The sequence below is a fragment of the Bradyrhizobium sp. HKCCYLS1011 genome (assembly GCF_051167795.1).
Classification (GTDB): Bacteria; Pseudomonadota; Alphaproteobacteria; order Rhizobiales; family Xanthobacteraceae; genus Bradyrhizobium.
The window spans coordinates 493,425-516,860 of record NZ_JBNPTT010000001.1 but is presented as its reverse complement, the minus strand read 5'-3'; the positions used below and the strand labels follow the sequence as shown (position 1 = coordinate 516,860).

The 23,436-nt window shown below is 64.7% G+C and carries 20 protein-coding genes and 1 pseudogene; 6 read left to right on the top strand and 15 right to left on the bottom strand.

Translation table 11 applies throughout. The features are described from left to right. Nucleotides 1-12: 12 nt before the first annotated feature. The 11 genes from ACQR1W_RS02390 to ACQR1W_RS02340 form a co-directional block, all read right to left on the bottom strand. A complete protein-coding gene (locus ACQR1W_RS02390; protein ID WP_434849306.1) occupies nt 13-999 on the bottom strand; it encodes an HlyD family secretion protein in 987 nt (328 codons plus the stop codon). Then, entirely contained in the window at nt 992-3,313 is a 2,322-nt protein-coding gene (locus ACQR1W_RS02385) for an ABC transporter permease (protein ID WP_434849305.1), read from the bottom strand. Before ACQR1W_RS02385 ends, ACQR1W_RS02390 begins: the two co-directional genes overlap by 8 nt. Beyond that, nucleotides 3,313-4,365 carry an HlyD family secretion protein gene (locus tag ACQR1W_RS02380; protein ID WP_434849304.1) on the bottom strand — a complete coding sequence of 351 codons (1,053 nt, stop codon included), beginning with the start codon at nt 4,363-4,365 and terminating at the stop codon, nt 3,313-3,315. Before ACQR1W_RS02380 ends, ACQR1W_RS02385 begins: the two co-directional genes overlap by 1 nt. Before the next feature lie 301 nt (nt 4,366-4,666). Continuing rightward, nucleotides 4,667-5,596 carry a DUF2167 domain-containing protein gene (locus ACQR1W_RS02375; protein ID WP_434849303.1) on the bottom strand — a complete coding sequence of 310 codons (930 nt, stop codon included), beginning with the start codon at nt 5,594-5,596 and terminating at the stop codon, nt 4,667-4,669. Between the two features lie 216 nt (nt 5,597-5,812). Further along, on the bottom strand, nt 5,813-6,838 hold the full coding sequence (locus ACQR1W_RS02370; protein ID WP_434849302.1) for a hypothetical protein: 1,026 nt from the start codon (nt 6,836-6,838) through the stop codon (nt 5,813-5,815). Nucleotides 6,839-7,057: 219 nt separating this feature from the next. Then, nucleotides 7,058-8,221, bottom strand: a complete 1,164-nt coding sequence (locus ACQR1W_RS02365) for a Wadjet anti-phage system protein JetD domain-containing protein (protein WP_434849301.1) — start codon at nt 8,219-8,221, stop codon at nt 7,058-7,060. A 4-nt stretch (nt 8,222-8,225) separates the two neighbouring features. Continuing rightward, nucleotides 8,226-11,666, bottom strand: a complete 3,441-nt coding sequence (locus ACQR1W_RS02360) for an SbcC/MukB-like Walker B domain-containing protein (protein WP_434849300.1) — start codon at nt 11,664-11,666, stop codon at nt 8,226-8,228. Next, nucleotides 11,663-12,301 (bottom strand): DUF4194 domain-containing protein, encoded by a 639-nt coding sequence (locus ACQR1W_RS02355; RefSeq protein ID WP_434849299.1) that lies wholly within the window; start codon nt 12,299-12,301, stop codon nt 11,663-11,665. Before ACQR1W_RS02355 ends, ACQR1W_RS02360 begins: the two co-directional genes overlap by 4 nt. Next, nucleotides 12,291-13,817 carry a Wadjet anti-phage system protein JetA family protein gene (locus tag ACQR1W_RS02350; protein WP_434849298.1) on the bottom strand — a complete coding sequence of 509 codons (1,527 nt, stop codon included), beginning with the start codon at nt 13,815-13,817 and terminating at the stop codon, nt 12,291-12,293. The genes ACQR1W_RS02355 and ACQR1W_RS02350 overlap by 11 nt, the downstream gene beginning before the upstream one ends. A gap of 198 nt (nt 13,818-14,015) precedes the next feature. After that, the gene (locus ACQR1W_RS02345; RefSeq protein ID WP_434849297.1) at nt 14,016-15,140 is read right to left on the bottom strand and encodes a S1/P1 nuclease; all 1,125 of its coding nucleotides are present in this window, start codon (nt 15,138-15,140) and stop codon (nt 14,016-14,018) included. Between the two features lie 109 nt (nt 15,141-15,249). Then, a complete protein-coding gene (locus ACQR1W_RS02340; protein ID WP_434849296.1) occupies nt 15,250-16,716 on the bottom strand; it encodes a GH1 family beta-glucosidase in 1,467 nt (488 codons plus the stop codon). A 201-nt stretch (nt 16,717-16,917) separates the two neighbouring features. On the opposite strand from ACQR1W_RS02340, the gene nthA reads away from it, so the two are divergent. From nthA to ACQR1W_RS02320, 4 genes are all read left to right on the top strand, one after another. Then, on the top strand, nt 16,918-17,538 hold the full coding sequence (gene nthA, locus ACQR1W_RS02335; RefSeq protein ID WP_434849295.1) for a nitrile hydratase subunit alpha: 621 nt from the start codon (nt 16,918-16,920) through the stop codon (nt 17,536-17,538). After that, nucleotides 17,538-18,200: a nitrile hydratase subunit beta gene (gene nthB / locus ACQR1W_RS02330; protein WP_434849294.1), complete on the top strand. Its 663-nt coding sequence runs from the start codon at nt 17,538-17,540 to the stop codon at nt 18,198-18,200. Before nthA ends, nthB begins: the two co-directional genes overlap by 1 nt. After that, a complete protein-coding gene (locus ACQR1W_RS02325; RefSeq protein WP_434849293.1) occupies nt 18,197-18,583 on the top strand; it encodes a nitrile hydratase accessory protein in 387 nt (128 codons plus the stop codon). Before nthB ends, ACQR1W_RS02325 begins: the two co-directional genes overlap by 4 nt. 206 nt (nt 18,584-18,789) lie before the next feature. Next, a complete protein-coding gene (locus ACQR1W_RS02320) occupies nt 18,790-19,536 on the top strand; it encodes a hypothetical protein (protein ID WP_434849292.1) in 747 nt (248 codons plus the stop codon). Nucleotides 19,537-19,604: 68 nt separating this feature from the next. Here ACQR1W_RS02320 and queC read toward each other — a convergent pair whose 3' ends face one another. After that, nucleotides 19,605-20,312, bottom strand: coding sequence for a 7-cyano-7-deazaguanine synthase QueC (gene queC / locus ACQR1W_RS02315; protein WP_434849291.1), 708 nt, complete (start codon nt 20,310-20,312; stop codon nt 19,605-19,607). Between the two features lie 136 nt (nt 20,313-20,448). Here queC and mazG point away from each other — a divergent pair, with 136 nt between their 5' ends. Further along, complete coding sequence (gene mazG, locus ACQR1W_RS02310; protein WP_434849290.1) at nt 20,449-21,264, top strand: nucleoside triphosphate pyrophosphohydrolase; 816 nt, start codon at nt 20,449-20,451, stop codon at nt 21,262-21,264. A 51-nt stretch (nt 21,265-21,315) separates the two neighbouring features. Here the strand turns inward: mazG and ACQR1W_RS02305 are convergent, their stop codons facing one another. The 3 genes from ACQR1W_RS02305 to ACQR1W_RS02295 all read right to left on the bottom strand — a co-directional run bounded on the left by ACQR1W_RS02305 (nt 21,316) and on the right by ACQR1W_RS02295 (nt 22,980). Next, a complete protein-coding gene (locus ACQR1W_RS02305) occupies nt 21,316-21,525 on the bottom strand; it encodes a hypothetical protein (RefSeq protein ID WP_434849289.1) in 210 nt (69 codons plus the stop codon). Beyond that, the gene (locus tag ACQR1W_RS02300; RefSeq protein ID WP_434849288.1) at nt 21,522-21,707 is read right to left on the bottom strand and encodes a hypothetical protein; all 186 of its coding nucleotides are present in this window, start codon (nt 21,705-21,707) and stop codon (nt 21,522-21,524) included. Before ACQR1W_RS02300 ends, ACQR1W_RS02305 begins: the two co-directional genes overlap by 4 nt. Before the next feature lie 484 nt (nt 21,708-22,191). Further along, on the bottom strand, nt 22,192-22,980 hold the full coding sequence (locus ACQR1W_RS02295; protein ID WP_434849287.1) for an ArsR/SmtB family transcription factor: 789 nt from the start codon (nt 22,978-22,980) through the stop codon (nt 22,192-22,194). Nucleotides 22,981-23,096: 116 nt separating this feature from the next. Here ACQR1W_RS02295 and ACQR1W_RS02290 point away from each other — a divergent pair. Further along, nucleotides 23,097-23,432 (top strand): annotated as a pseudogene (locus tag ACQR1W_RS02290) (YeeE/YedE thiosulfate transporter family protein); the annotation flags it as partial. Between the last annotated feature and the right edge of the window lie 4 nt (nt 23,433-23,436).

Genomic DNA, 23,436 nt, shown 5'->3' with positions numbered 1-23,436 from the left:
TCCCGATCGCGCTTAGCGCAGGAGATGCACCGTCATTCCGGGTTCGAGTGCAGGTGCATCGGGCAGCGGGTCGATGCGCATGCGCAGCGTGCTGCGATCGTGATCGCCGACCGCACGCGCGGCCTGCCAGATCGCGAATTCGCCGAGCGGCAACAACTCCGTGACGACGCCGGCAAAGTGGCCATCATGACCGGAGGCGACGAGATCGACCTTCGTGCCCAAGGTGAGGCCGTGGAGGCGATCTTCTCGCACGTTGAAGGAAAGCCAGGGCTGCGCGACGGCCTCGATCGTGAGCACGGGCTGGCCAGCCTGCACAGCCTCGCCGACTTCGGCAACGATCACGCCCACGATGCCGTCCGACGGAGCGCGCAGGATGGTCTTGTCGAAGCGTCGCTCCAATACGCGCAGCGCCGTGCCGGCAGCGTCCACCTGGGCATCGGCAATGCCGCGCTCTTCACGCGTCGGTCCAGCCTTGGCCGATTCAAGATTGGCCTCGGCCTCCGCAACATCGGCGCGCGCCGTGTCGGCATCGGCATTCGCCTGGTCGAGCGCCGCCGGCGAGGCGAAATCATCATGCGCCAGCTGCGAGGTGCGGCCGAGCTGCTGCGTCGCATAGTCCTGGCGCGATTGCGCCTTGCGCATTTCCGCCGCGAGCATCGCGACCTGCTCCTCGCGCGCGCCGGCATAAACATGAGCCCGTGAGGCGCGCGCCACGTCGCCTGCCGTGCGGGCCTGCACGATCGCCGCCGCAAGCTCAGGCGCGCCGAGCTCAGCGAGCACGTCGCCGGCCTTCACGTGCTGACCGCGCGTGACCTTGATGGCGGCGAGCTGACCTCCGACCGCGGGAGCAATCCTGATCTCGGTGGAGCGGACCATGCCGACCACTGGCAGATCGGGCTCCGGCCGCCAGACCAGGTAGGCGGCGCCGCCAGCCAGCGCAGCGAGCACCGCCAGCCCGATCAGCCGGCGGCGGCGAAGCCGGGTGCGTATGCTAGCCATAGGTCCGCCTCCCTTGAAGCCATCTTGCCGACAGCCAGGCCAGGATGAAATACACCAACGTCATCAGCCAGAGGCCGCGCCAGTCGGGCCAAACTTCGTTGAGATCGGCCCCCATCTGGTTGACCCGCAACAGCCCGTCGATGGCGAAGTCGGAGGGGAATATCCGGCTTGCCGTCAGGACCGGTGCAGGGATCGCCTCGCGCGGCCAGGCAAAGCCGACGACAAAGAGCTGCGGAATACTGGTGGCGAGAAACAGCAGGACGGCTGTCTCGCGCTGCTTGAACCAGGCGCCAGCAGCCTGGCCCAGAAAGCTGGTGGCGAGGATGAATGGGGCCGCCAGCGCAAACAGCGCCGGGGTCTGGCCGAGCGTCGAGAAGCCGTAGACGCGCGGCAGGACCACAAGAAACAACGCCAGCGCCGGCAACGACAATGTCAAGTGAGCGACCGCGCGGCCAATCACAGTGGGCAGCGGACGGTACGCCGCTAACCCGCCCACCGTCAGCATCGCAACCCCCATCAGCAGCGTCTGCTGAATGATCAGCACGAACGCCGCGGGCACGATATAGCTCGCGTAGCCGCCGGTCGGGTTGAAGATCGGCTGGATCAGGATGTCAGCGGGGCTTGCCGAGGCGAGAGAGGCCTTGGCGAGGCTGCCCTCGCTGCGCGCGCCGAGGCTGGTCAGATCAGCCGAAAGTGTCGCGACCGCAGACGCCACGCCGGCGGCGGTCGCCTTGAAGATCAGGAGATAGGTCGCGTCGGCATAGAACGGCAGATGGGCGATGTCGCCTTTGAGCACGTCGCGTTCAGTACCGGGCGGAATGCCGAGGATCGCGAACACTTTTCCGCGCTGAAGCGCCGCGCGCGCCTCCTCCAGGGTCTGTGCGCGGACCGCGACGCGCACCGTTCCGCTAGCGTCGAGGGCTTGCACGATGTCCTGGCTGAGATGGGTGAGGTCGTTGTCGACCACCGCCACCGGGACCTCGTGGAGAATTTGCGTCAGATAGGGCTGCGGGTAGTAGATGCCGTAGATGAGCGGCGCGAGCATCAGGGTCGAGAACACGCTGCGATTCGACAGGACCCGACGCCATTCGGTTGCGAAAACGCCGCCAAAGTCGCGCTGCGGCAGCGCCGGATCCTCCGGCCCGCGTTCCAACGTCCGCGCGCTCCGGGCGGTAGGCTGGATCGCGTGGAGCCGCCACACTGCCAGGATGACAAAGAGGGCCGCCAAGCAAGCCAGTGCTGCAAACGGCTGTGCGCTCGCCTGCACCGGCAGGCCGCAGGCCGCCTGGCCAAACAGCATGGACATGTACCAGCGCAAGGGCAGCAGCGCGCCGAAATATTGTGCAAAGCTGTTCATGCCGATCACGGGAAATCCGACGCCGGCAAAGCCGAATGCCGGCGACACGATCAGGCCGGTGAGCGCAAGCCCCGTCGCAAGCTCGCGGGTCACCAACTGCAACAGCGCGCCAAGCGCGAGATAGGCGATCAGAAACAGCAGCGCGGCGACCAGCATCATCGGCAGGTCGCCCCGGAATGGAATCCCGAACACGCCTTCGATCACCAGCGTCAGCACGCCCATCATGCCGATGAACAGGATGAACAATGGCGTCAGCTTGCCGGCGAGCGCGGTGATGGGATTGCCGCCCGCGCAGGCGAGCCAAGCCCGCAAGCTGCGGCGCCGGAACTCGGAGCCGACCGCGTAGCCGGCGCTGATGGCGACCACGATGTGCAGAACCACGGGCAGCAGCGCGCGAACCAGATATTGCGCATAATTGCGTTCGGGATTGGTGAGCGCGATCTGCTCGACGGCGAGCGTGCCGATCCGATGCCGCGAAGGTGCGCTATGGCCGGCTGCGGCCACGTGGCTCGCTGCGGCATGCAACGCATCGGACAATCCTTGGGAGGCCACGCCCGCCGCAGTGAGTGCCTGCTGATTGTAGAAGGCCGTGACCTGCGGCCGGCGGCCGGCCTGCAAATCGCGCTCGAAATTCGCGGGGATGTAGACCGCCGCCCCGGCCTCGCCCGATCGGATCGCACGGGCCGCGGCCGACAAATCGGCCGGGCGGGCAACGATCGCCAGCGTCGGCGACGCCGCGACGGATTCAATGAACGTGGCCGCGGTCGGCGTCCTGTCGTCGTCGACCACGACAACGCCGAGGCCGCGCATCACCTGATGGCTGAACACCGCGGTGAGCACGATGACGGCGAGGAGCGGAACCCCGAGTACCAGGATCGGCATCACGCGGTCGCGCAGCATCCAGCGCCATTCGCGGGTGACGACCAGGCGGAAACCCGGCTTGGGCACGGATGCCATCATCGGCTCCGCCAGTCGGCGTAGACGCTCATTCCGGGGCGCAGCTCCGGCACCTTCTCGACCGGATAAGCACGGACCTCGAAGGTGCGCAGGTCGAACGCGCCGGTCGCGCGGGTGGCCCGCCAGCTCGCATACTCGCCGCGGGTCGCGATCAGCTTCACTTCGGCGGTGATCGCGCGGTCGCCCAGCGCCGGCACCCGCACCTCGAAACGGTCGCCGACCTTCAGCGCCCTGACGAGATCCTCGCGCAGATCGAAATGCAGCCAGATGTCGCTGAGATCGATCAAAGTGAGCAGCGGCACCCCAGGCGAGACATATTCGCCGAGCTCGACGTTGCGCTGATAGACCTGAGCGGCAACGGGCGCGGTGACGGTCATCTGGTCGACCAGTGCCTGCACGCTGGCGATATCAGCGGTCGCCTTCTGCACGCTGGCTGCGGCCAGCGCCCGCTCCTCGCGCGTGGCGCCGTTGACGGCCTGATCATAGGCCGATTTGGCCTGGTCTGCCGCGCGCTGGCTCTCCTGCAGCCGGTCCGTCGCGAGGTCAAGCTGTGCCTGCGGCGCGTGGCCAAGCCCAAAGAGTTCGTGGACGCGATCGAACGTCTTCTGCGCCAGCGTCGCCGCCGCCTGCGCGCGCTCATAGGCTGCTTTCTGCGCGGCAATGGTTTCGACGCGCGTGCCGGCCTCGATATGGGCGAGCTGCGCCTGCGCAACGACCTTCGCAGCTTCGGCATCCCTGAGCTTGGCCAGGGTCTCGGGGTTGTCGATCTTCACCAGCACCGCGCCGGACGGAAGGTTCTGCCCGCGCGCCACCGGAATCTCGGCGACACGTCCATCGATGCGGGCTGCGATATCCATGCGGGTGGCGTCGACCTCGCCTTGCACCAGCAACGGCTCGGGCCGCATCAGATACCAGATCGATAACGCGGCGACGCCTGTCACCACCAGCGCCACGATGACGGCGGGTGCACGCGTCGAAGGTTGCGTCTTCGGCTTATCGCTCGAATTGGCTGCGACTTGACCCGTCTCGCTTTCCGGCAAAGGTGAATCCATTCAACTGCCCTCTTCAGAACGACGGTCGGCTCAAGCTGCGCCTGAGAAATGTGCCGCCCCTGCCCGAACTACGCTTGTCCACTCTGCGTCCAATTGGTCGCGCCGCAAGCAAATTTCGGCCCAAGGAGCAGCCGCGACGCCACGCAGCGGGGCTGCAATTCGCTTGCCGTGGACCTTGCTGTCAATCCACTGAATTCAGTTCAACAACGTTGTGAATGACGTTCATGTCGTGCCGATAGCAGGATCGAGATGAGGCGCACCCTGGGCTGAATGAGTCGGGATGGCTGACGCAGTTGGCGCCTCACGCGGCTCCGCCGGCGTTGTCGCTGCGCGGCTTGCGACGGAAGAAATTCATGATGGCAGCCCCTGCGCCGACCACGCCGAAAATGATCAGCTTGGCGAACTTCAGGACGAAGGCGCCGGCGAGCGCGAGCAGTCCGAGCTTCTTCGCCGCGACGCCGCCAACCAAGGCCAACAACCCATATTCGGCGATCCGGTCCGTGCTCGCGCTGAAATCCTCATAGCGCTTGCCCGGGTTGTAAGAGAGATCGGACAGCAGCTCATGCGCGACCGCCTTGTCGTTCGCGATCCGATCGGATCCGGATAACAGGTTCAAGCTGAAATAGCCGTCACGTCCGAGCGCGTAGGTGTTGTAATTGACGTTCTTCGGCGCGTCGTCCGCCTCGCCCTTGTCCTTGCCCAAGAGCGACCACACCAGACGATGCGCGTTCGCATCGTAGGTCGGCGGCTCGATCCATCCGATCACCTGCATCTCGGGAAAGCCGCGCGCGGCGCGGTCCTGGTTCGCATGCTCGACGCCGGCGCTGATGTTCTTCAGGAGGTCGTCCGCATTCCAGTTCTTGGCGTCGTCCTCCTTGATGTAGCCTTCCTTGATATGGCGGATCACCACCATCCACTGGTCGTTCTGACGCTTTCCGAGCACCAGCCCCACGAATGTCGCATCATCGACGACGTTGCCGAGCGCGCGCAGCAGACGCAGGCCTTCGCTCTTCGGGACGAAGAAATGGTCGGCGGGCAGCTTCAGCGAACCCTGGTCGATCAGCGTGATATCGCTGGGGCCGTCGGTGCCGGCCTGGCTCGCCGCCTGCCAGGCGGCCTTCAGTTCCGCTTTGCGGGCAGCTTCGCTCGGCGGCGCCGATTGCGCAAACGCGGACAACGCCACGAGCGCCGCCAGCACCATCGCGCCGGCAGCAACGATCAACCTTTGCACGAGCCCCACTCCCCCGAAATCCCCAACGCAATAACGATGGTATCGTGAAACCGGGATGTCGTGCAAGGCGGCACAACTTGAGACTGCAAGATGACGATGATCAGTCCGTCACCGCCGGGCTGCGCTCGTCGCGGCGCCCGCCGCACGTGTTAGAATCTGGCATGCTGGCGCGTCGGTGTGAGCCGGCGCGAACAGCTATGCCGGATCGGTCCGAGCTTACCTGCAGGAATGGATGCGCCCGTCGTATCCCCTATAGGTGCCGCGATCCTCGTCATAGGTGCGGAATTGGGTGCACCTCTGATGCGCCTTGGGCTTGTGTGTGACATGCGCATGACGCTTGCGTTTGACCGGCTCGTCATCGTCGCTGCGCGCGTGATGCTTGCGGTGCTTGGGCGCATCATCATCCGCATGTTCTGAATGCGTCGCCGCTTTGGGCTTGGCGGCCGGCTTCTCTTCAACCGCAGCTGGCTTCGGCTTGTCGGCTGGTTTTGGTGTGGCCGCAGGCTTCGCCTCTTTCGCTTCTGAAGCCGTCGGCTGCGCTGCAGCCGGCTTGTCCTGTGCCGCCGCCGGCTTGGAATCCAGCGGGGCTTTGGATTCTTGCGGGGCTGCGGCTGGCTTCTTGTCCTCCGCGACAGCAGGTTTTTCCGGCGCAGGAGATGGCGCGCCGGCGTCGGCTGGCTTGTCCTGCACAGCTGCCTTCTCCGCAGCGTCGGCCGGCTTCGTCTCAGGCGCGGGAGCTTTCTCGCTCTGCGCAGCGGCAGGCTCGGGCGCAGCAACCGGTTTCCCCTGCACAGCAGCAGGCTTCTCCTCGGCTTGAACCGGCTTTTCCGGCTCCTTCTTCTCCTCGACGATGGCTGGCGTAGCGGTCTTCTGCTCAGCCGCCGCCGGCTTCTCATCGCTGCGCGCTGGAGTCTCTGCGGCGGAGGCCGGCTGATCCTTCGCATCTGCAGCGTCAGCTTTCACCGGCGCCGATTGCGGCTCGGCCTGGGCCTTGTTCTCGGCCGCCTTGTCCGCCGTCGCTGCGGGTTGCTCCGCCGCACCAGCCACCGGCTTCTGCTCGGCAGGCGCCGGCTTCTCGTCGGACGCGACCGGTTTTGTTTCGTCCGGCTTGTCCGCCGCGGCCTGCGCCGGCTGCTCGGGTGTCACCGTCTGCGCATGGGTCGGCATGGACAGGCCAAAAAGGACACAGAACAGCATACCGGCGCGTTGGGCGACGGCAGTCGAAGGAGCAAACATCCGCATGAAGGCATCTCGATTGATGGGGCCGGAACTCAGGCTGCACCATGTGTTTACGGCAAGTGTGTGAATCGTGCCGTAAGGAGCGGCGGCCAACTCAAAAGAGTTGCACGGTGTGTGTTGGCCGCATCAGCCGCCGCAATCGCCGCTTGTGGCAACCCATCTCATCAATGCGGGGTGATGATCGCATGTGGCGATTGACCGCAGCCTGCGCGGAGAACGGTCCTACACGGGCATTGCCGGATCGAGCTCTTCCTGCTCCAGCCATTTGGCGCCCTCGCTCGACAGATAAGTTGTCAGAGCTGCAATTGCGGTGTTTTCCACCTGTCTCGGCGGCCGGCTCGGATCGTCGGGCGACCGTCCGAACACCTCGGCAAGCTCCGGCGTCATCAGATGTGGCCGCAACGGCCGCGCGATGATCCGCTCGATGGTTCGGAAGATCCAGGTGCCGTCAGGATCGATGTCCGACCAATGAAAGAACGGCACATTGCCTGGCACCAGACCCGCAAGCGCGCGCAACGCACCCTGCGTCGCCAACGACGGATAGCCGCCGACAAAGATCGTCACGCCCATGCTGTCGCGATCGGCCTCTGCGATATGTCGGTGGAAGCTGGCATAGTTCTCGATCGTCAGCACGTAGCGTGGCGTCTCGTGCAAGCGGATGCGCGACGCCTCCTGCGGCGGGATACCGAAATAGGCCGGCCGTATCAGAGACAGCTCGGCGCTGTCGAAATCGAGACGACCGGCCAGAAGCAGTGGCGGCGCGAACTTCTCCAGTCCGAGCGTCCTGAGCGCATCGCGCGGACGCGCTCCCGGCGGCAGCTCGAGCGTCAAGCCCAACAGCCTGACAACTGCTCCTTCGAGTCTCTCCAACGCCTTGCTGTCGCCGGCGATCTTGCGCGAGAAGGTCCGGTAGTCTGTGCCTTTGTGCTTGTCGTGGAGAATGGCTGTTGCGAGCATCAACGCGGTCCGCAACCGATCAACATCTGCTGCAGCAAAGCCCTGCCATGGACGGCCACGCTCCCATTGCGCGCTGATCGCGGCAATCGAGGGGGCAAGCGCATCCGGCACATCGAGCCCGTCGCGCAACCGTTCGGTCGCCGCTACAGCGAGTTCTGCGACTGGACGGCGTTCGAGCAGATCATAGAGCCGCACGGTATCCTGCAATCGGACAAGCTTGATCTGGTCGCTGTCGCGCCCCTTCCCCTTGACGATGCGGATGGCACCAGCGGACTCGGCCTCCTCGAGCCGCCTGACGAAACAGTCGATCTCCGAGACGTTATCGAGTGGTGAAAAATCGGGACGAGCGGTCGGATCAGCGATGCCGTCCTCGCGCCGGTCCAGCAGATGGGACAAGAGCGCCTCGGCATCGGAAAATCGCCGTCCCATCGCCCTACTCGGCTGCCAGCTTCTTCAATTCATCATCCGACAGCAGGTCCGGATCCATCGCCCTCAGCTCGGCGCGGGCGCGCTCCTTCAATTGCGCGACGCTCGCACGGGCGCTCTCGCCGATCCGGTCGACCTCGATCACGGTGTCGATGTGCTCCAGAACGGCCACGCGCTTCTCGTTCGGCGCGGCGATGATGATCTGCAGGCCGAGCTTCTTGTAGAAGCTCATCATCTGCCGCTGGTTCTTGCCGTCCATCTTGGAGAAGGCCTCGTCGAAGATCGCGAGCGCCATGCCCGGCGCGCGCTCGCCATGCCGGCCGCCGCCGCCATAGACCGACGCCAGTGAGGCGCCGATCGAGACATAGATCGGCACCTGCTGCTCGGCACCCGAGCCGGTGCCGCGCCGCGTCTCCCAGCGGGTCCTGCGTCCGCTGACGATGTCCTCCATGACGATCTCGAAGGTGAAGAAGTTGCGATAGTCCTCGAACTCGCTGAAATCCTTTTCGGGATCTTCCAGCAGCACCTCGATCTCGCGCAATGTGTCCCGGTGCGGAAAATCCTCGGGCACCTCGTCGCCCCGAAACAGCATGTCGAGCGCTTCCGGAGAGGTCTTGCCGATCTCGATGATCTTCAGGATCGGCTGGAATTCGGCCAACCGGGTGTGATGGAACGAATACTTCTCATTGTGGAACGGGTGATCGGCGAGACCGCGGTTCATCGCGGTCAGCTCGCGCTCCATTTTCGCAATCCTGGAGGTCAGCGCGTTGATGAACTGGCCACGCAGCAGGGTCGCGGCCTTCTCTGCCGCCTCGCGCGCCTGGCTCTCATATTTGCGCAGCTCGCTGGTTTCCATCTCCTCGATCAGAAGATCCATCCACGGCTTGACTTCACCGAGCGGCTCGCTCTCAACGCCGACCTGCGTCACGACGCCGAACTTGTCGAAATAAGCACCAAGCGCGCGGCGTACGTCGCGTTCGATCCGGTTGCGCTCGGTCTCGGCGGCCTCGGCTGCCTTTGTCGCGGCATCGGCAATGGCGCGGTGGCGATCCGCATCCGGCCGCTTTGGGGCGGCATCGATCCGGTTGCGATAGGTCGCGCGCCCCGCGAGCCGATCGTACAGTAGCAAGGTCTTGCCAAATAAATTCCAGGCGTGCTTGACGCTGAGCCGGGACCCCGGAATGTTTTCTCCGCCTCCGATCACGCCCTCTGCCTTCCCGGCCTCGACCAGATGCGTATTAAAGGCGTGCTGCTGGCTTCGTTTCTGCTCGATCCTGTGCTCGCGCAGCTTGCGTTGCTCCCGCCGCTTGTCGCGCAACCCGCCATCGCCCTCGCCGTCGAGCGCAGTCATGCGCTCGGCAATCTCGTCATTCTCCTGCCGGGCCTTCGCGAAGTCGGCGATGATCGACTCGAAGGTGACAGATCGGTCGTCAAAAAAGCGGCGCAGCTCACCATAGGCCTTGTCGGCCAATCTCGCGGCCGCCTCGCTGCGTGCGCACTGATCCGTCAGCCGCTCGACCTCGTCCCGCATCTCGTTCGCGAGGCGCGCTTGCGCTGACTTGCCGATCTTGAACGAGGCAAGTTCGGCGGCGCGGTGGGAGCGGACCAGGCCGTCATCGTAGAGGCCGTCGCGCATGATCGCCCGGCCCGGCTCGTTGAACTGCGCAAGCGTGTCAGCGAGGCGCACCGATCCGTGCCGCCGTGAAATGAAGGCCAATGCGTCGGCGTCGTCGGATTTGAACAGTGAAGGAAACGTGCCGGGCAGCGGCGGCACCTTGAGCGGATCGAGCTTGTTCAGGCTGACCAGCGAGGCGCCGCGGAACTCACGCCGGCCTTCCTTGAACAGCGCAGTCGCCTGCGCGATGTCGGAGCGATCAACGAACACGGCCTCGCGGTCGCGGCCGAGCAGGCCTTCGGCGGCGGCTGTCCAGGACTCGTCTGCGACTTCGACCAACTCGCAGAGGATCCGCGGCACCATGTTGGCCTGCCGCAGTTTGCGACAGAGGTGCAGCGTGACATCACTGAGATGCGCGGCCCCTGCTCCGCTCGAATGGATGCGCAGCCGCTCCCGGAGTTGCTCGGCGCGCGCACGCTCATCGTCGGCCTGCCGGATCAGCCGGCGGCGCGACTCGTCGACCTTGTCAAGCAGCGCCGGATCTTGCGACAGCAGTTTGGCTTCCGCCTCGACCAGCACCGTCGTCGCGCGATCGATCGCCGCATCTCGGCCGGTTTTCGTTGCTTGCGAGAGCGGTGGGATGAGATCGTCAAACCCGTATCCGGTCATGGCGCAGAGCGGTTCGAGCGCGCGCAGCCGGCTAAGCCGTGCCTCGAAGGCAGCCACCGCCCGCTGCATCGCCTGTCCCGCCGCGTCACGGGCCTGCGCAAGTGCATTCCGCCCGGTCCTGGCGTCATGCTCGGCGATCGCCCGCTCGAGCCTGCGGATTTCAGTGTCGATCGCCTCGATGTCCTGGTCGAGAAAGTCCATCTCCGCCTTGGCCGCATCGCGCTTGGCCGCTTCCTCGGCAAATTTTGCCATCTGGATCTGATAGGCGGCGCGGGCCGATAGCCAAGAGCCGCGCCGCGCGATCCATTGCTCGCAGGCCCGCCGCTCATAGGCGCCGGCAAGCTCAGCGATGATGGCGCGAAGAGCGAGAAGCGCCTCCAGTTTCTCGCGCATGGTCTTGATGGTGTCGTTGATGTTGCGGTAGGTCCGGATCGACTCGCGCAGCTCGCCGACCCGCATGTTGTTGCGCTCGAGAACGTAGTTGCGGACGAACTCGGTCGCGGTCTGGTCGTGATCGAGCGTCATCGCGTTGACAACGGCCTTCTGCAGCGCATTGGCGTTCTGCTCGCCGACCACCGAGACGTGCGGCACCAGCTTGCGCATATATTCGCGGACGTAGTCGATCGCCTTGTCGCGGTGATTGACGAAGTTGCCCTGCCCGACAGATGCGATGATGCGGTTGCGGACGGCATCCCATTCGGCGGGAAATTTCTTGCCGTCCCGCTTGTCGATGAAATCGTCCGACGTCAGGATTTTGCCGGTGACAACAAAACGCCCGAGCACGGTCTCGCTGCTCTCCGAGCGGCGCGCCTCGATCGCCATGCCGATCGTGACGGGATCGCGCTGGCCCTCGCTGTCGACGAAGCCGAGGCAGATATAGGTGCGGGCCTGGTCGCGCTTGCGCTGATCCTCGCCCAGCGTTCCCAGGCAGTAGTCGAGCACACTGCGCTTCGACGCGCTGCGGCTGCGGCCCTTGTCGCCCGCGACTGCGTTGAGCCGCTGGACATTGCGGTTGCCGCCGGTCAGCACCACCTGCGCCATGTCGAGAATGGTCGATTTGCCGGACCTGTTCTCGCCGAAGACGCCGACATGGCCGGTGATCTCGACATCCTCGATGTCGAACAGATGCCAGTTCACCATGGCGATGTGACGCAGCTCCATCATGCGTCGTCTCCTTCGACCACGGCGAGGCCCACCTCCTGCGAGCGGACATAGCGCTCGATCCGCTGCAGGGCATCGGCACCGGAGATCAGTTTGATCATCGGGCGGATCGCGACCTCCAGGTCCTGCGCCTCCGCATCGAGATCGCCGAGATCGACCAGGCCGCGTTGTGAGGCTTCTTTGAGGACCTCGCGGAAGCGCGACGGCGTGATCGCGTTGGAGCCGTTCCGGTGCACCATGTCCTTGTAGCGGTCGAACAGCGTGTTGAGCGTTGTCACGACAACCGCGCGATCCTCGACCGCACCAACATTGACCTCGTCCTGCCAGTGTGCCGCCAGCACCAGGATCACGATGGTCTCGTCCAGCCTCATCCGCGGCAGCGGCACGTCCTCACCCATGGCGGTGATCCCGGCCCATTGCGCCTCGGCGTCGCGATGAACGCGGTAGCCGCAACTGTCGAAGAAGCCGTCCACGACGGCCCGGAAGCGGCCGTCCATGACGGTGTTGTAGACGGTGGCCGAACGCGGATCGCCGGCGAACACGAACTGCCGCCGCAGCAGGAAATGCAGCGCCTTGCGCAGATCGCCGGCGCGCTCGGCGCCATAGGTGCGTTCGATGGCCTCGAATTCACTGAGCATGGATGCGTCTCATCGCTGTCGCGGCACGCCGGCGGATGATGAAGTTGGCGCAGCGCAGCCATTCGCTGTCATGGGGCGGCGTATTGGGCGCGAATTCCAGTTCGAAATGCCGGGCGATCTCGGCGGGCACGTCCCGGCCCAGAGCAAGGCGGCGCGCGGCATCGAAGGCGAGGAAATCGTCGATTGTCGAGAGCGCGATGAAGCGCGCCTCGCGCATGCCGCCGTCCGGCACCTGCCGCTCCAGGAAGGAGCGGATCTGCGCCGGACCCGGCGCGACGCGGGCGATGTACTCGAGCCGAAGCTGCTTCCTGATCTCGTAGAGCGGATCGCTCGGCCGCTCGCCGAGCGCCTGCGCCTCCATCGGTTTTCGGGGCTCGCGGCTCGGCGCATGCTGATATTCCGACCAGGGCGAGCGCAACGGCTCCAGGCTCCACTCCACGGTCGCCGGCGTGTGCCGTCCCAGCGCGAGCAGCCGGTCCAGCCGGCGCACGATATCGCCGGCGCGGCCGACCAGGCCCTGGGTGCCGCGCTCGGCATATTTGATGGTGTTGCGGACCCGCCCTTCCAGTTGGCGACGGAACGACTCGATCCGTTCGAACATCTCGCCGATCTGGCCGAAGGTGCTCTCGATCGCCAGCAGATCGTCCTCGGCGTCGCGTGCCGCCTCGGCCATGGAAGGCGAGATGCCGGACGCCTTGTACTCCTCGGCCAAGACCTGCATCGTCGGTGGCGTATGCGCAATCCGCCGCGCCAGATCGACGATCGCATCCCTGAAACGATAGGGGTGGTTGAAGGTGAGGATCGACTCGAAATCCCGCAACAGCAGCTGCCCGACGAACTCCTCGAAGAACGCCTCCAGCCGGTCGCCGACCGTTTTCGAATCCATGACCGCGCGGCGGATGCGCTTAAGGTCGGACAGGATGGCGCGCAGGCTCTTGGTGAAATGGTCAACCTGGTTGCGGGCCTCCCGGACGGCGAGCGCGACCTCCCGTTGCTTGCGGTCGGTCACGTCAGGCGCGAGTTTCTCCACGGCCTCCAGGTTGAGCCGCACGGTCACGATCAGGCCGCCGAAGCGCTGCGAGACGTCCTTGTTCAGGCTCGCCAGCCGCTGGACGACGAGCAGCGGCCCCATCGACATGTCGACGGTGACGCGAAGCCCGTATTCCTCCTCCTCGAGCCAGCCCCAGCCGACCAGCCGCGCATAGACCTGGCGGGCGATCTCCAACGCCCGGTCGGACTCCTCTGACATCCCGCTGCCAGCGCGCTTGATGCGGCGCCTTCCGGCCGAGATCACCTCCGGCAGCGGGTCGCCGAAATCGTCGTCCTCGTTCCACAGCGTCGGATTGGCGCGCATGACGTCGTAGATGGCATGCGTCACCTCCTGCGGCGTGGGAAACGCCGGCGCGCCCGAGAAGAAGCGCTCGTACAGGTCGAGCAGGCAGGCTGCATAGAGATGCTTGTGCTCCCGCGAGAAGGCGAGAAACGCGTCATCATGGAGGTATCGGAACAGCAACACCTACTCCCTCGGGCGCAGCTACGCGCCCGGCACGAAGGTTCAGCCGAATCGTTCCCTTTTCGTTCGAAATTAAAGCGGCGCGTGGCACTTGTCCACCCATGCGTCCCTGCCCTCAGGCTGAAGTTTTGGGCATGCGGCGCCGCTCGGCGGCCGATACCGTGACGTTCCGCCCCGCGCCTGGCCGGCTCAGCTCCTCTGTCAGTTTTTCGGCCAGATCGTGTTGAGGATCTCCGCCAAATGCGCGCCGGCCTTGGCGAGCTGCTGTCGCTTCACCTCATCCATATGGTGCAGATAGGCCATGTGCTTCTCGGGGCTGCCATACGAGACCGGCCACTTGTGATCTGTCCCCTTCGGGCCGAAGCTCGGGCCGCCGAACGCGTCCTGCGCGACTTTCAGCGTGTCGGTCGCCCATAGCGCGGCCCAGCCGTCCATCGGCGTGGTGTCAGCCGGCACCGCGCGGGCGCTCGTCATCAGTTCGGCGGTGGCCTTCAGCCCGAGATCGAACGGGATGTCGTCCCATTCGCCATGCAGGACGACGTTCTCGTCCTTGATGGAATTGCCGCCGGCCGTTTCTGTCGTCGGGTCGATCGCATGCGCGGCGTCGGGATCGACTCGCGCGCCGCTCTGCGCATCGAGATAGACCGCGCCGACATGCAGCGGCTGATGCAGGTCGCCGACGAAATGCGTCAAGAGCAGCAGCGCCTCCTTCTTGTCGCGGATTTTGAAAGGCGGCGCGGGCGTCTGATCGGTCAGGACCGCAATCGCTGCATTGATGGCCGAGACCACATCGTGTGAGCTGGTGCCGAGATCGCTGCGGTCGTAGCTGTCGCGCTGGATCGCCACGTCGGCGAAATGATAGTTGTTGTGGCACCCCTGCTCGAAGCCTAACGGCTGATAGGTGCAGTCCGGCGCGGTCCAATTGTGCTTCACATAGTCCTCCATCCGCGCCCGCTCCAGCGCCGAGTTGAAGGGAATGCAGGGCGTCTCATATTCCGGATGGTTGGGATCGAGCTCGTATTTGAAGCGGTCGCCGTCGTGGTGGACCACGGACTTGACGCAGTCGGCCCAGGGGCCGGCCTGCTGCAGTTTCAAATCGCTCTTGCTGGGCAGCAGGTCCTGCTGGTCCTTGATCTCGTCAGCGGATGGCAGCGGGCTGTTGAGGATGTCATGCACCTGCTTGCTGGCGTTGGCATTGTCCTTGATCAGCTCATCGGCGATCGCGCCGACCACCTCATGACCCTGATAGCCCCAGGCCATCACCCTTGCCGGATGCAGGCACAGCACGCTGCAGAGCAGGCTGAGGATGAGCGTCATGCGCATCATGTCGGATCTCCCGGACGATCTTTCTGCCTGCCGGCCACCATGCAACTTTTGAAGCTACAAGACCAGCAGCGCATCTTCCGAGCGAATCATGACGGTGGTTTAGTGCGCCTCACACCAACAGCGCATTTTTCGCGATCACATGGCGGTAAAAGGATGCGCTGAGCTTGGGTGTGCGCACCTGGGTGTCGAAATCGACATGGTAGATGCCGAAGCGCTGCCGATAGCCGAACACCCATTCGAAATTGTCCATCAGGCTCCACAGGAAGTAACCCTTGACCGGCACGCCCTCGGCAGTCGCGCGCTGCAGCTGTCCAAGATAATTGCGGAGATACATTACGCGGTCGAGGTCGTGGACCTTGCCGTCGGGTGTCATCTGGTCGTCGGACGAGGTGCCGTTCTCGGTGATATAGACGGTCTTCAGATTCCAGATCTTGGCGGCGAGCCTCGGCACCCAATAGGCGGTCTCCGGCCCGATCCTAAGCCAGGGCGAGCTCATGTGCGGAAACGAGGCCGGCATCGGCAGCACGTCGAAGCCGGGCGCGCGGTCGCTCGCGACCACATAGGCCTGCGGCGCGTAGATGTTGAGTCCGACAAAATCGACCGGCGCCGCGATGGTCTTCAGCTCCTCCGCCGTGAATCTCGGCGCATCCTTCCCCGCCCAGGCCAGGAAGGCGTCGGTATAGCGGCCTTCCAGGATCACGTTGAGGAAGCCGGCATTCAGCTCGCGCGTCGCAATCTCGGCGGCACGGATGTTCTCCGGCGTGTCGATCGCCGGCACGCAGGCGGTGATATTCTCGGCCATGCCGACCCGTGTCCCGGCGCGCCCCTTGGCGCGGATCGCTTGTACTGCGAGCCCATGCGCCAAGGCCACGTGATGGCGAGCCTGGTTCACCTCGGCCTGCGGCAGCTTCAGTCCGGGCGCGTCGATGCCGAGGCCGTAGCCGAACGGGATGAAGCGCCCGCATTCGTTCACGGTGAAGACGGTCTTGACGCGGTCGGTCAGATGCTCGGCGACATAGCCGGAATAGTCCGCGAAGGCCTTCGCAGTGTCGGCCGAGCGCCAACCGCCGACGCGCTCCTGCAGTGCCTGCGGCAGGTCCCAGTGGTAGAGCGTGGCATAGGGCGTGATGCCGTTGGCAAGCAGCTCGTCCACCAGCCTGTTGTAGAAATCCAGGCCTTTCGGATTTGGCCTGCCGTCGCCGTCCGGAAACAACCGCGGCCAAGCAATGGAAAACCGATACGCCTTGCAGCCGAGCTCCTTGATCAGGCGAACGTCGTCCTTGTAGCGATGATAGTGGTCGCAAGCGACGTCGCCGTTGCTGCCGTCCTCGATATTGCCCTGCGCATGGCTGAACACGTCCCAGATCGAAGGGCCGCGGCCGTCCGCCTGGGCACCACCCTCGATCTGATAGGACGAGGTCGCGGTGCCCCAGACGAAATCATGCGGGAATTGGCGCAGAATATCGTTGGTCACGGGCCTCTCCTCCGCCTTGGCCGCGGCCGCATCGCTGGACGTCCCCAGTGCGGCGAGACCGGCCAGCTTGGCAAAATCGCGGCGGGACACATCGTTCGGCATTGGCAGTCCTTGAATTCGCAAGTGCTGGGATCGCGCGCTCGCCGCGCGCCGCGGGAACCAGGAACCACATCCACGGCGGATTTTGAACCGCCGTCGCGATGAATTCTATGCGAGTGTGCGCCACGGGGCGCCACATTGAGGCCATTGCGCTCATGCACGGTCCGCTCGACAGCCCGGCTTGATTGCGCCTATGGTTGAATCATGACTGATCACCATCATGACCATGACCACTCGGAGCTGTCCGAGACCGAGCTGCGCGTTCGTGCGCTCGAATCCATCCTCACCGAAAAGGGCTATATCGATCCGGCCGCGCTCGACGTCCTGATCGAAACATATGAGACCAAGGTTGGTCCGCGCAACGGCGCCCGCGTGGTGGCGCGCGCCTGGACCGATCCCGCTTTTCGCGCCCGCCTGCTGGCCGATGCGACGCCCGCCATCGGCGAGCTCGGCTATGCCGGGCGCCAGGGCGAGCATATCGTCGCGGTCGAGAATACGCCCGAGCTGCACAACATGGTCGTGTGCACGCTGTGCTCCTGCTATCCCTGGCCGGTCTTGGGTCTGCCGCCGGTCTGGTACAAATCGGCGCCCTATCGCGCCAAGGCGGTGAAGGATCCGCGCGGCGTGTTGCAGGATTTCGGTTTCGAGCTGCCGCCGACGACCAAGATCCGCGTCTGGGATTCGACCGCGGAGATCCGCTATTTCGTGCTGCCGCTGCGGCCCGAAGGCACCGAGGGCTGGAGCGAAGAGAAGCTCTCCGAGCTGGTCACCCGCGACAGCATGATCGGCACCGGCCTGCCGAAGCAGCCCGGCGAGGTGGCGTGATGGACGGTGCGCATGACATGGGCGGCGTGCCCTGGTCCGGCCCGGTGAAGCCTGAGCCGAACGAGCCGGTGTTTCACGCCGAATGGGAGCGACGGGCGTTTGCGATCACCTTGGCGATGGCGATGCCGGGTGGCTGGAACATCGATATGTCGCGCTTTGCGCGCGAGAACCGGCCTGCGGCCGACTATCTCGGCATGAGCTACTACGAGATCTGGCTCGCCGGCCTGCAGAAGCTGCTGCTCGAACGTCATCTGGTCGAGGCCGATGAGGTCGCCGCCGGACACTTGCTGCATCCGGGCAAGGCTGTGCCGAAGATCCTGACCGCGGCTGATGTCGCTGCGGTGCTGCATCGGGGCGGCCCGACCGAGCGCGGGCCTGTCGCGCCGGCGCTGTTCAAAGTCGGCGATCCCGTGCGTGCCAAGGATATTCATCCGCCGACCCATACGCGCCTGCCTCGCTACGTGCGCGGCCATATCGGGCGGATCGAAGCGGTCAGAGGCGTGCATGTCTTCCCCGACAGCAACGCCAACGGCACCGGCGAAGATCCGCAATGGCTCTACACGGTATCGTTCAGCGGCGCGGAGCTTTGGCCTGACGCGCCCGACCCGATGCTCGAAGTCACGGTCGATGCCTTCGAGCCCTATCTGGAGCCGGCGCGATGAGCGCGGATCGCAATGCCGCGCAACAGGCGGCCCATGCCGTTCCCGGCATTCCACGGGATGATGACGGTCCGGTGTTTCGTGCGCCGTGGGAAGCGCATGCCTTCGCGATCGCGGTCTCGCTGCATACGCGCGGCTTGTTCACCTGGCCGGAATGGGCCTCCGCGCTGGCCCAGGAAATTACGCGCGCGCAAGCAGAAGGCGATGCCGACACCGGAGAGACCTATTACTTGCATTGGCTCGCGACCCTGGAGCGGCTGGTGGCCGAAAAAGGTGTCACTTCGGCTACAACCCTGACGCGCTATCGCGAGGCCTGGGATCGGGCCGCGGACCGTACCCCGCACGGCAAGCCGATCGAGCTGACACAATCGGATTTTTCCGGCTGAAGCGGTACGCGAATCATCCGTTTGTGAGTACCTATCGGCTTCGACGAAACCTTATCGCAACCACGCCCGCGAATTTCCGAGCCGAGGTGCTGGCGCCCGCGCGATAGCAGATGCAATCTGAGTGCACCGAGCGGCGACGGCCAGCTCGCATTGGACGACCAACCGCCGCATGGGACTCCCGGGACAAGGGAAGCAGGGGACACGCAATGTCTGAGGTCGAATCTTTCGGAAACATCGTGAACTCGCTCGTCGCGCTGCGTCAGAACTATCACGAGCAGCTGAAATCGCTTCCGCAATACGAGGCTTACCTGCAGGTCGAAAGTTCGACCGAACGCGCAGCTCACGCGCTGCAGAACGGCGCAGCGCTGTCGCCGATCGCCGCCGAGGTGATCGACTCGCTGCAATTTGCGCGCAACCGATACGAGCAGCATCTCAACAGTGTTCCCGAATATCGTGCGCTGCTCGCGATCGACAGGCTGATCAAGGAGATCTCGCTCGAGCTCGGTGTCCAGAGCAAGGATCAAGAGAGCATCGCGGAACAGCCTGAGGCGCCGGCAGAAGCCGCAGTTGCGCCCGCGGGCTCCGCCCCCGCGGAACCCGAGATCGTGCCGGCCGAGGCCGACGAGCCGATCCATGTCGAGATCGACGAGCTCGCGGATTCCGAGGTCCGGGCGATCGCGATCGAGGACGAAGACGACGCTCCGACCCAGGCCGCCCCGGTTGCGCCGATCGATATCGACGCCGAGCTCGTCGAGGATGACATCGTTGCGGTCCAGCTCGCGTCCGCGCACCATGAAGAGGCGGACGCGGACGAGGATCTGCGCGACATCGCCTATCGCGATCTCGCCGAGGCGACGTCGGCCACCGCGAGCCCGGCTGCACGGACGGAGCCCTATTCGACGATTCCGGAGCAGCTCAAAAGCTTCGACGAGACCGACGAAGCTGCCGCCTGATCTCGGGATCAAGCGATCACCGCAAGGCGTCGGGGCGGAGGTCACACCTCGACGCTCCCCGCAAAGGCCTAAGTGCCCGCGACGTATCCGTGCCAGCCTTTGGCGCGCAGCTCGCAGGCTGGGCACCGGCCGCAGCCATAGCCCCACTCGTGGCGCGCGCCACGCTCGCCGAGATAGCAGGTGTGGGAGTGGTCGCGGATCAGGTCGACCAGCCCTGCTCCGCCGAGGTTGTGCGCAAGCTGCCAGGTCGCTGCCTTCGACAGCCACATCAACGGCGTGTGCAGCTCGAAATTCCTGGCCATGCCGAGGTTGAGGGCGGCCTCCAGCGCCTTGATGGTCTCGTTGCGGCAATCCGGATAGCCGGAATAGTCGGTCTCGCACATGCCGCCGACGATATGGCGGATGCCGCGGCGGTAGGCCAGCGCCGCCGCGAAGGTCAGGAAGACGAGATTGCGGCCTGGCACGAAGGTATTGGGCAGGCCGTCCGCCCCCATCTCGATCGCGACGTCGCGGGTCAGCGCCGTCTCCGAGATCGCGGCCAGGGTCGGGATCTCCAGCGTGTGGTTCTCGCCGAGCTTCGCCGCCCATCCGGGGCTTAGCGTCTTGATGCCGTCGATCAGCCGCGTCCGGCAGTCGAGCTCGATCGCGTGGCGCTGGCCATAGGCGAAGCCGATGGTTTCGACGCGCGCGAAGCGGTCCAGCGCCCAGGCGAGACATGTCGTCGAATCCTGGCCGCCGGAAAACAGCACTAGCGCGGTGGTATCCGGAGTGGTCATCGGGGTCGATTAGCACTCTCCGCGCCGCGCGCCAACCGGACGAAATCCCAGCCGTTTTCACTGGGACGGGCGTCGCTGTTGAGGCATACAGGCCTCAAACCTTGCCTCGTTCCAGGACTTCCCATCAGGACTCAACATGACGCCGTCCCGCGATATTTCCCGCCTCATCGAGATCATGGCCCGCCTGCGCACGCCCATGACGGGTTGCCCGTGGGACCTGGAACAGACGTTCTCGACAATCGCCCCCTATACGATCGAGGAGGCCTATGAGGTTGCGGAAGCGATCGCCCGCGGCGACCTCGACGATCTGCGCGAGGAGCTTGGCGATCTGCTGCTGCAGGTGGTCTATCACGCCCGCATCGCCGAAGAGCAGCAGGAGTTTGGCTTCGGCGACGTGGTCGAAGCCATCACCGCCAAGATGATCCGCCGCCATCCGCATGTGTTTCCGGACAAGGACGGCAACATCATTCAGCCGACCAAGGGCACCTGGGATCGCATCAAGGCGGAGGAGAAGGCTGAACGCGCGGCACGGCGTCCGCAGGAAGCTGCCTCTAACCCCTCCCTGCTCGCAAGCGTCAAGGCCGGCCAGCCGGCGCTGGTGCGCGCAATGGAGCTGCAGCGGCGGGCGGCCACGGTCGGCTTCGACTGGAACGACCCGCGCGCGGTGCTGCAGAAGATCCGCGAGGAAGCCGACGAGATCGAAGCCGCGCTCGATACCGGTGACGCCACGGAACTGATGGAGGAGACCGGCGATCTCTTGTTCGCTCTGGTCAATCTGGCGCGCCACGCCAACGTCGATCCGGAGATGGCGCTACGCGCAACCAATGCCAAGTTCGAGCGCCGTTTCGCCTATATCGAGCAGGCGCTCGCGACCGATGGCCGCGCACCGGCCGATGCCTCGCTCGACGAAATGGACGAGCTCTGGAACGAGGCCAAGGCCAAGGAGAAGTAGAAGTAGAACGTCCTGATACGGCTGGAGCCCCTTGCGGAGCGACTTTCTCTCCTAAGCGCCCCTGCTGTTCTGGCTTCCGACCACGCAGCGCCACGCTGCGAGACGCTCGGCGGGATGCTGCTTCATCCATTCCGCGAGCTGAGGCATGCCCATCAGGCAGGACTGCACGGAAACGTCAGCGAAATCCGAAGTGGTGACGATCTGCTCGCGGCAGTCTGCCGGAGACGAGAGGCTGCACAGCACGGCGATGATCTTGATCATGAGAGGCGCTCGTCGCTCCGACGGATGGTCGCGCCGTTGACGACACGACTCGCCGGCGCCGCCTTCTGCACGCCGACCGGATCAGCCGGCGGGAAGATGCTGTCATAGATGGCACGCGCCTCGCGGATGAGCCGGACTCGCTCGCGCTCGGCCTTCGGGATGAATTCAATGACTTCGCCCATGGTCGCTCCGATTGTTCATTCGCTTCCTTCATTGAAGGACGGTAATCATGTCATCCCCATCTAGGCTTTCAGTTCCGGCTTTGAAGCTCCGCCGGCGATAGCACGGGGACAAAAGCACGTGAACGGATCGCCGCAGGCAGTTCAATGTCGATGGCACGCGGTGTGCGCGACCTACGACGCGTGCGAGCAACCGCTCAGGGCTAGGTTTCTATCGGGCAAAGGCGGACATGGCCGCTACGATCGTTGAGAGCTGCCGCTCTCCTCTATCCAGATGCCGGCCATTCGACGCGCGACGACCGGCCGCCGACCCAGTTCAGCCGCCGTTCATGTCCCGGGTATCTAAGTAGTCCGGCGCCGACATCCGTTCCGTTTTTGCGGGAGTCCTAAGCGAGCGCTGGCGGCTGAGGAAGCGGCAAAAGAACGTGAGCCAGCTCTTGTTTCTCGATCAGCTTTTGGACCGGCGCCGTTTGCTCGGCCCGGGCGGCTAGCCCTGAGTTGCCTCCGGATACGGATCCTCCAGCGCGATCGAGCCGGTCTCCAGCAAGGATTTGAGGTTGGAGACAACCTTCGGCCAGCCGCCGGAGACAGCCTCAATGAGTTTGGATTGTTCCCGTTCGATGGTGTGGGTAATCGACAGCTTGACGGCAGTGCCACTCCGTTCCACTTCGATCGTGCATCGCGACGCGCCTTCCGCCTTGAGCTCAGGCTTGCTCTGGTGCTGCCAGCGGATCACCAGGCGCCGCGGAGGCTCGGCCTCGATGATTTCGCCGGCATCGAGGATCTGGCCCGCGCCAGACACCAGCTTCCAGGGCGATCCTGCCGTCCACTGGCTCTCGCAGTGATTACCGAACCAGTACTGGTTCATGAACTCCACGTCGGTCAGTGCCGACCAAAGCTCCTCGGGCGTGGTCCGGATATAGGTTACATAGACAAAGGTCGATCTAGTCATCGGCTTTTCCAGACGTCGTTTCAGATCCGAAAGCGCCTTGAGGCGCGGCCTTTCGAACTTTGCGATCCAGCGGTCGTAGATCTCCTGCAGCGGCACCGGATTGAGGAAGTGCAGCTTCTCGCGGCCCTGCCGCACTGTTGCGACCAGGTTGGCTTTCGCCAGCAGGTCCAAATGCTGCGTCACGCCCTGCCGCGTCATCTCAAGATGCTCGCACAGCTCACTGAGCGTACGGCCGTCATTGGCATGCAGCACGTCCAGCAGCTTGCGCCTGCTGGGGTCGGCGAGAGCCTTGAACAGAACATCAGGGTCGTGGCGCTTGGACATGTCAAATATGCAAGTAAATACTTGCATGATGATATGCAAGCAGTCGCTTGCACGTCAAGTCACGGCTTCGTTTGGAACGGTTGCTGATGGCGTTCACGGGCAGCAGTCCCGCATGGCGGAGCATCTTCAACGATGTTACGTCCGTGATGGATATCGGCATCATGATCGGCGCGTTACTGGCTGCAGGTCTGGCCGGCAAGTTTCAACCGACGTGGCGCGTTCCCGCTGCATCGCTGCTGGCAGCGATCGTGGGCGGGCTTCTGCTCGGCTACGGCGCGCGACTGGCCTACGGCTGCAACATCGGCGCCTATTTCAGCGGCATCGCCTCCGGAAGCCTGCATGGCTGGTGTTGGTTCGTGGCCGCCTTCGCCGGCAACATCCTGGGCACGCGGCTACGTCCGCTGTTCGGGCTGGCGGTCGAACGAATGGCGGTCCGGAACGCAAAGGCGTAGGTAC

Excerpts from the sequence above, each read along its gene's own strand:
- ACQR1W_RS02390 (WP_434849306.1), bottom strand. The coding sequence starts at position 999 with ATGGCTAGCATACGCACCCGGCTTCGCCGCCGCCGGCTGATCGGGCTG.
- ACQR1W_RS02385 (WP_434849305.1), bottom strand. The coding sequence starts at position 3,313 with ATGGCATCCGTGCCCAAGCCGGGTTTCCGCCTGGTCGTCACCCGCGAA.
- ACQR1W_RS02380 (WP_434849304.1), bottom strand. The coding sequence starts at position 4,365 with ATGGATTCACCTTTGCCGGAAAGCGAGACGGGTCAAGTCGCAGCCAAT.
- ACQR1W_RS02370 (WP_434849302.1), bottom strand. The coding sequence starts at position 6,838 with ATGCGGATGTTTGCTCCTTCGACTGCCGTCGCCCAACGCGCCGGTATG.
- ACQR1W_RS02365 (WP_434849301.1), bottom strand. The coding sequence starts at position 8,221 with ATGGGACGGCGATTTTCCGATGCCGAGGCGCTCTTGTCCCATCTGCTG.
- ACQR1W_RS02360 (WP_434849300.1), bottom strand. The coding sequence starts at position 11,666 with ATGATGGAGCTGCGTCACATCGCCATGGTGAACTGGCATCTGTTCGAC.
- ACQR1W_RS02355 (WP_434849299.1), bottom strand. The coding sequence starts at position 12,301 with ATGCTCAGTGAATTCGAGGCCATCGAACGCACCTATGGCGCCGAGCGC.
- ACQR1W_RS02345 (WP_434849297.1), bottom strand. The coding sequence starts at position 15,140 with ATGATGCGCATGACGCTCATCCTCAGCCTGCTCTGCAGCGTGCTGTGC.
- ACQR1W_RS02340 (WP_434849296.1), bottom strand. The coding sequence starts at position 16,716 with ATGCCGAACGATGTGTCCCGCCGCGATTTTGCCAAGCTGGCCGGTCTC.
- nthA (WP_434849295.1), top strand. The coding sequence starts at position 16,918 with ATGACTGATCACCATCATGACCATGACCACTCGGAGCTGTCCGAGACC.
- nthB (WP_434849294.1), top strand. The coding sequence starts at position 17,538 with ATGGACGGTGCGCATGACATGGGCGGCGTGCCCTGGTCCGGCCCGGTG.
- ACQR1W_RS02325 (WP_434849293.1), top strand. The coding sequence starts at position 18,197 with ATGAGCGCGGATCGCAATGCCGCGCAACAGGCGGCCCATGCCGTTCCC.
- ACQR1W_RS02320 (WP_434849292.1), top strand. The coding sequence starts at position 18,790 with ATGTCTGAGGTCGAATCTTTCGGAAACATCGTGAACTCGCTCGTCGCG.
- queC (WP_434849291.1), bottom strand. The coding sequence starts at position 20,312 with ATGACCACTCCGGATACCACCGCGCTAGTGCTGTTTTCCGGCGGCCAG.
- mazG (WP_434849290.1), top strand. The coding sequence starts at position 20,449 with ATGACGCCGTCCCGCGATATTTCCCGCCTCATCGAGATCATGGCCCGC.
- ACQR1W_RS02305 (WP_434849289.1), bottom strand. The coding sequence starts at position 21,525 with ATGATCAAGATCATCGCCGTGCTGTGCAGCCTCTCGTCTCCGGCAGAC.
- ACQR1W_RS02300 (WP_434849288.1), bottom strand. The coding sequence starts at position 21,707 with ATGGGCGAAGTCATTGAATTCATCCCGAAGGCCGAGCGCGAGCGAGTC.
- ACQR1W_RS02295 (WP_434849287.1), bottom strand. The coding sequence starts at position 22,980 with ATGTCCAAGCGCCACGACCCTGATGTTCTGTTCAAGGCTCTCGCCGAC.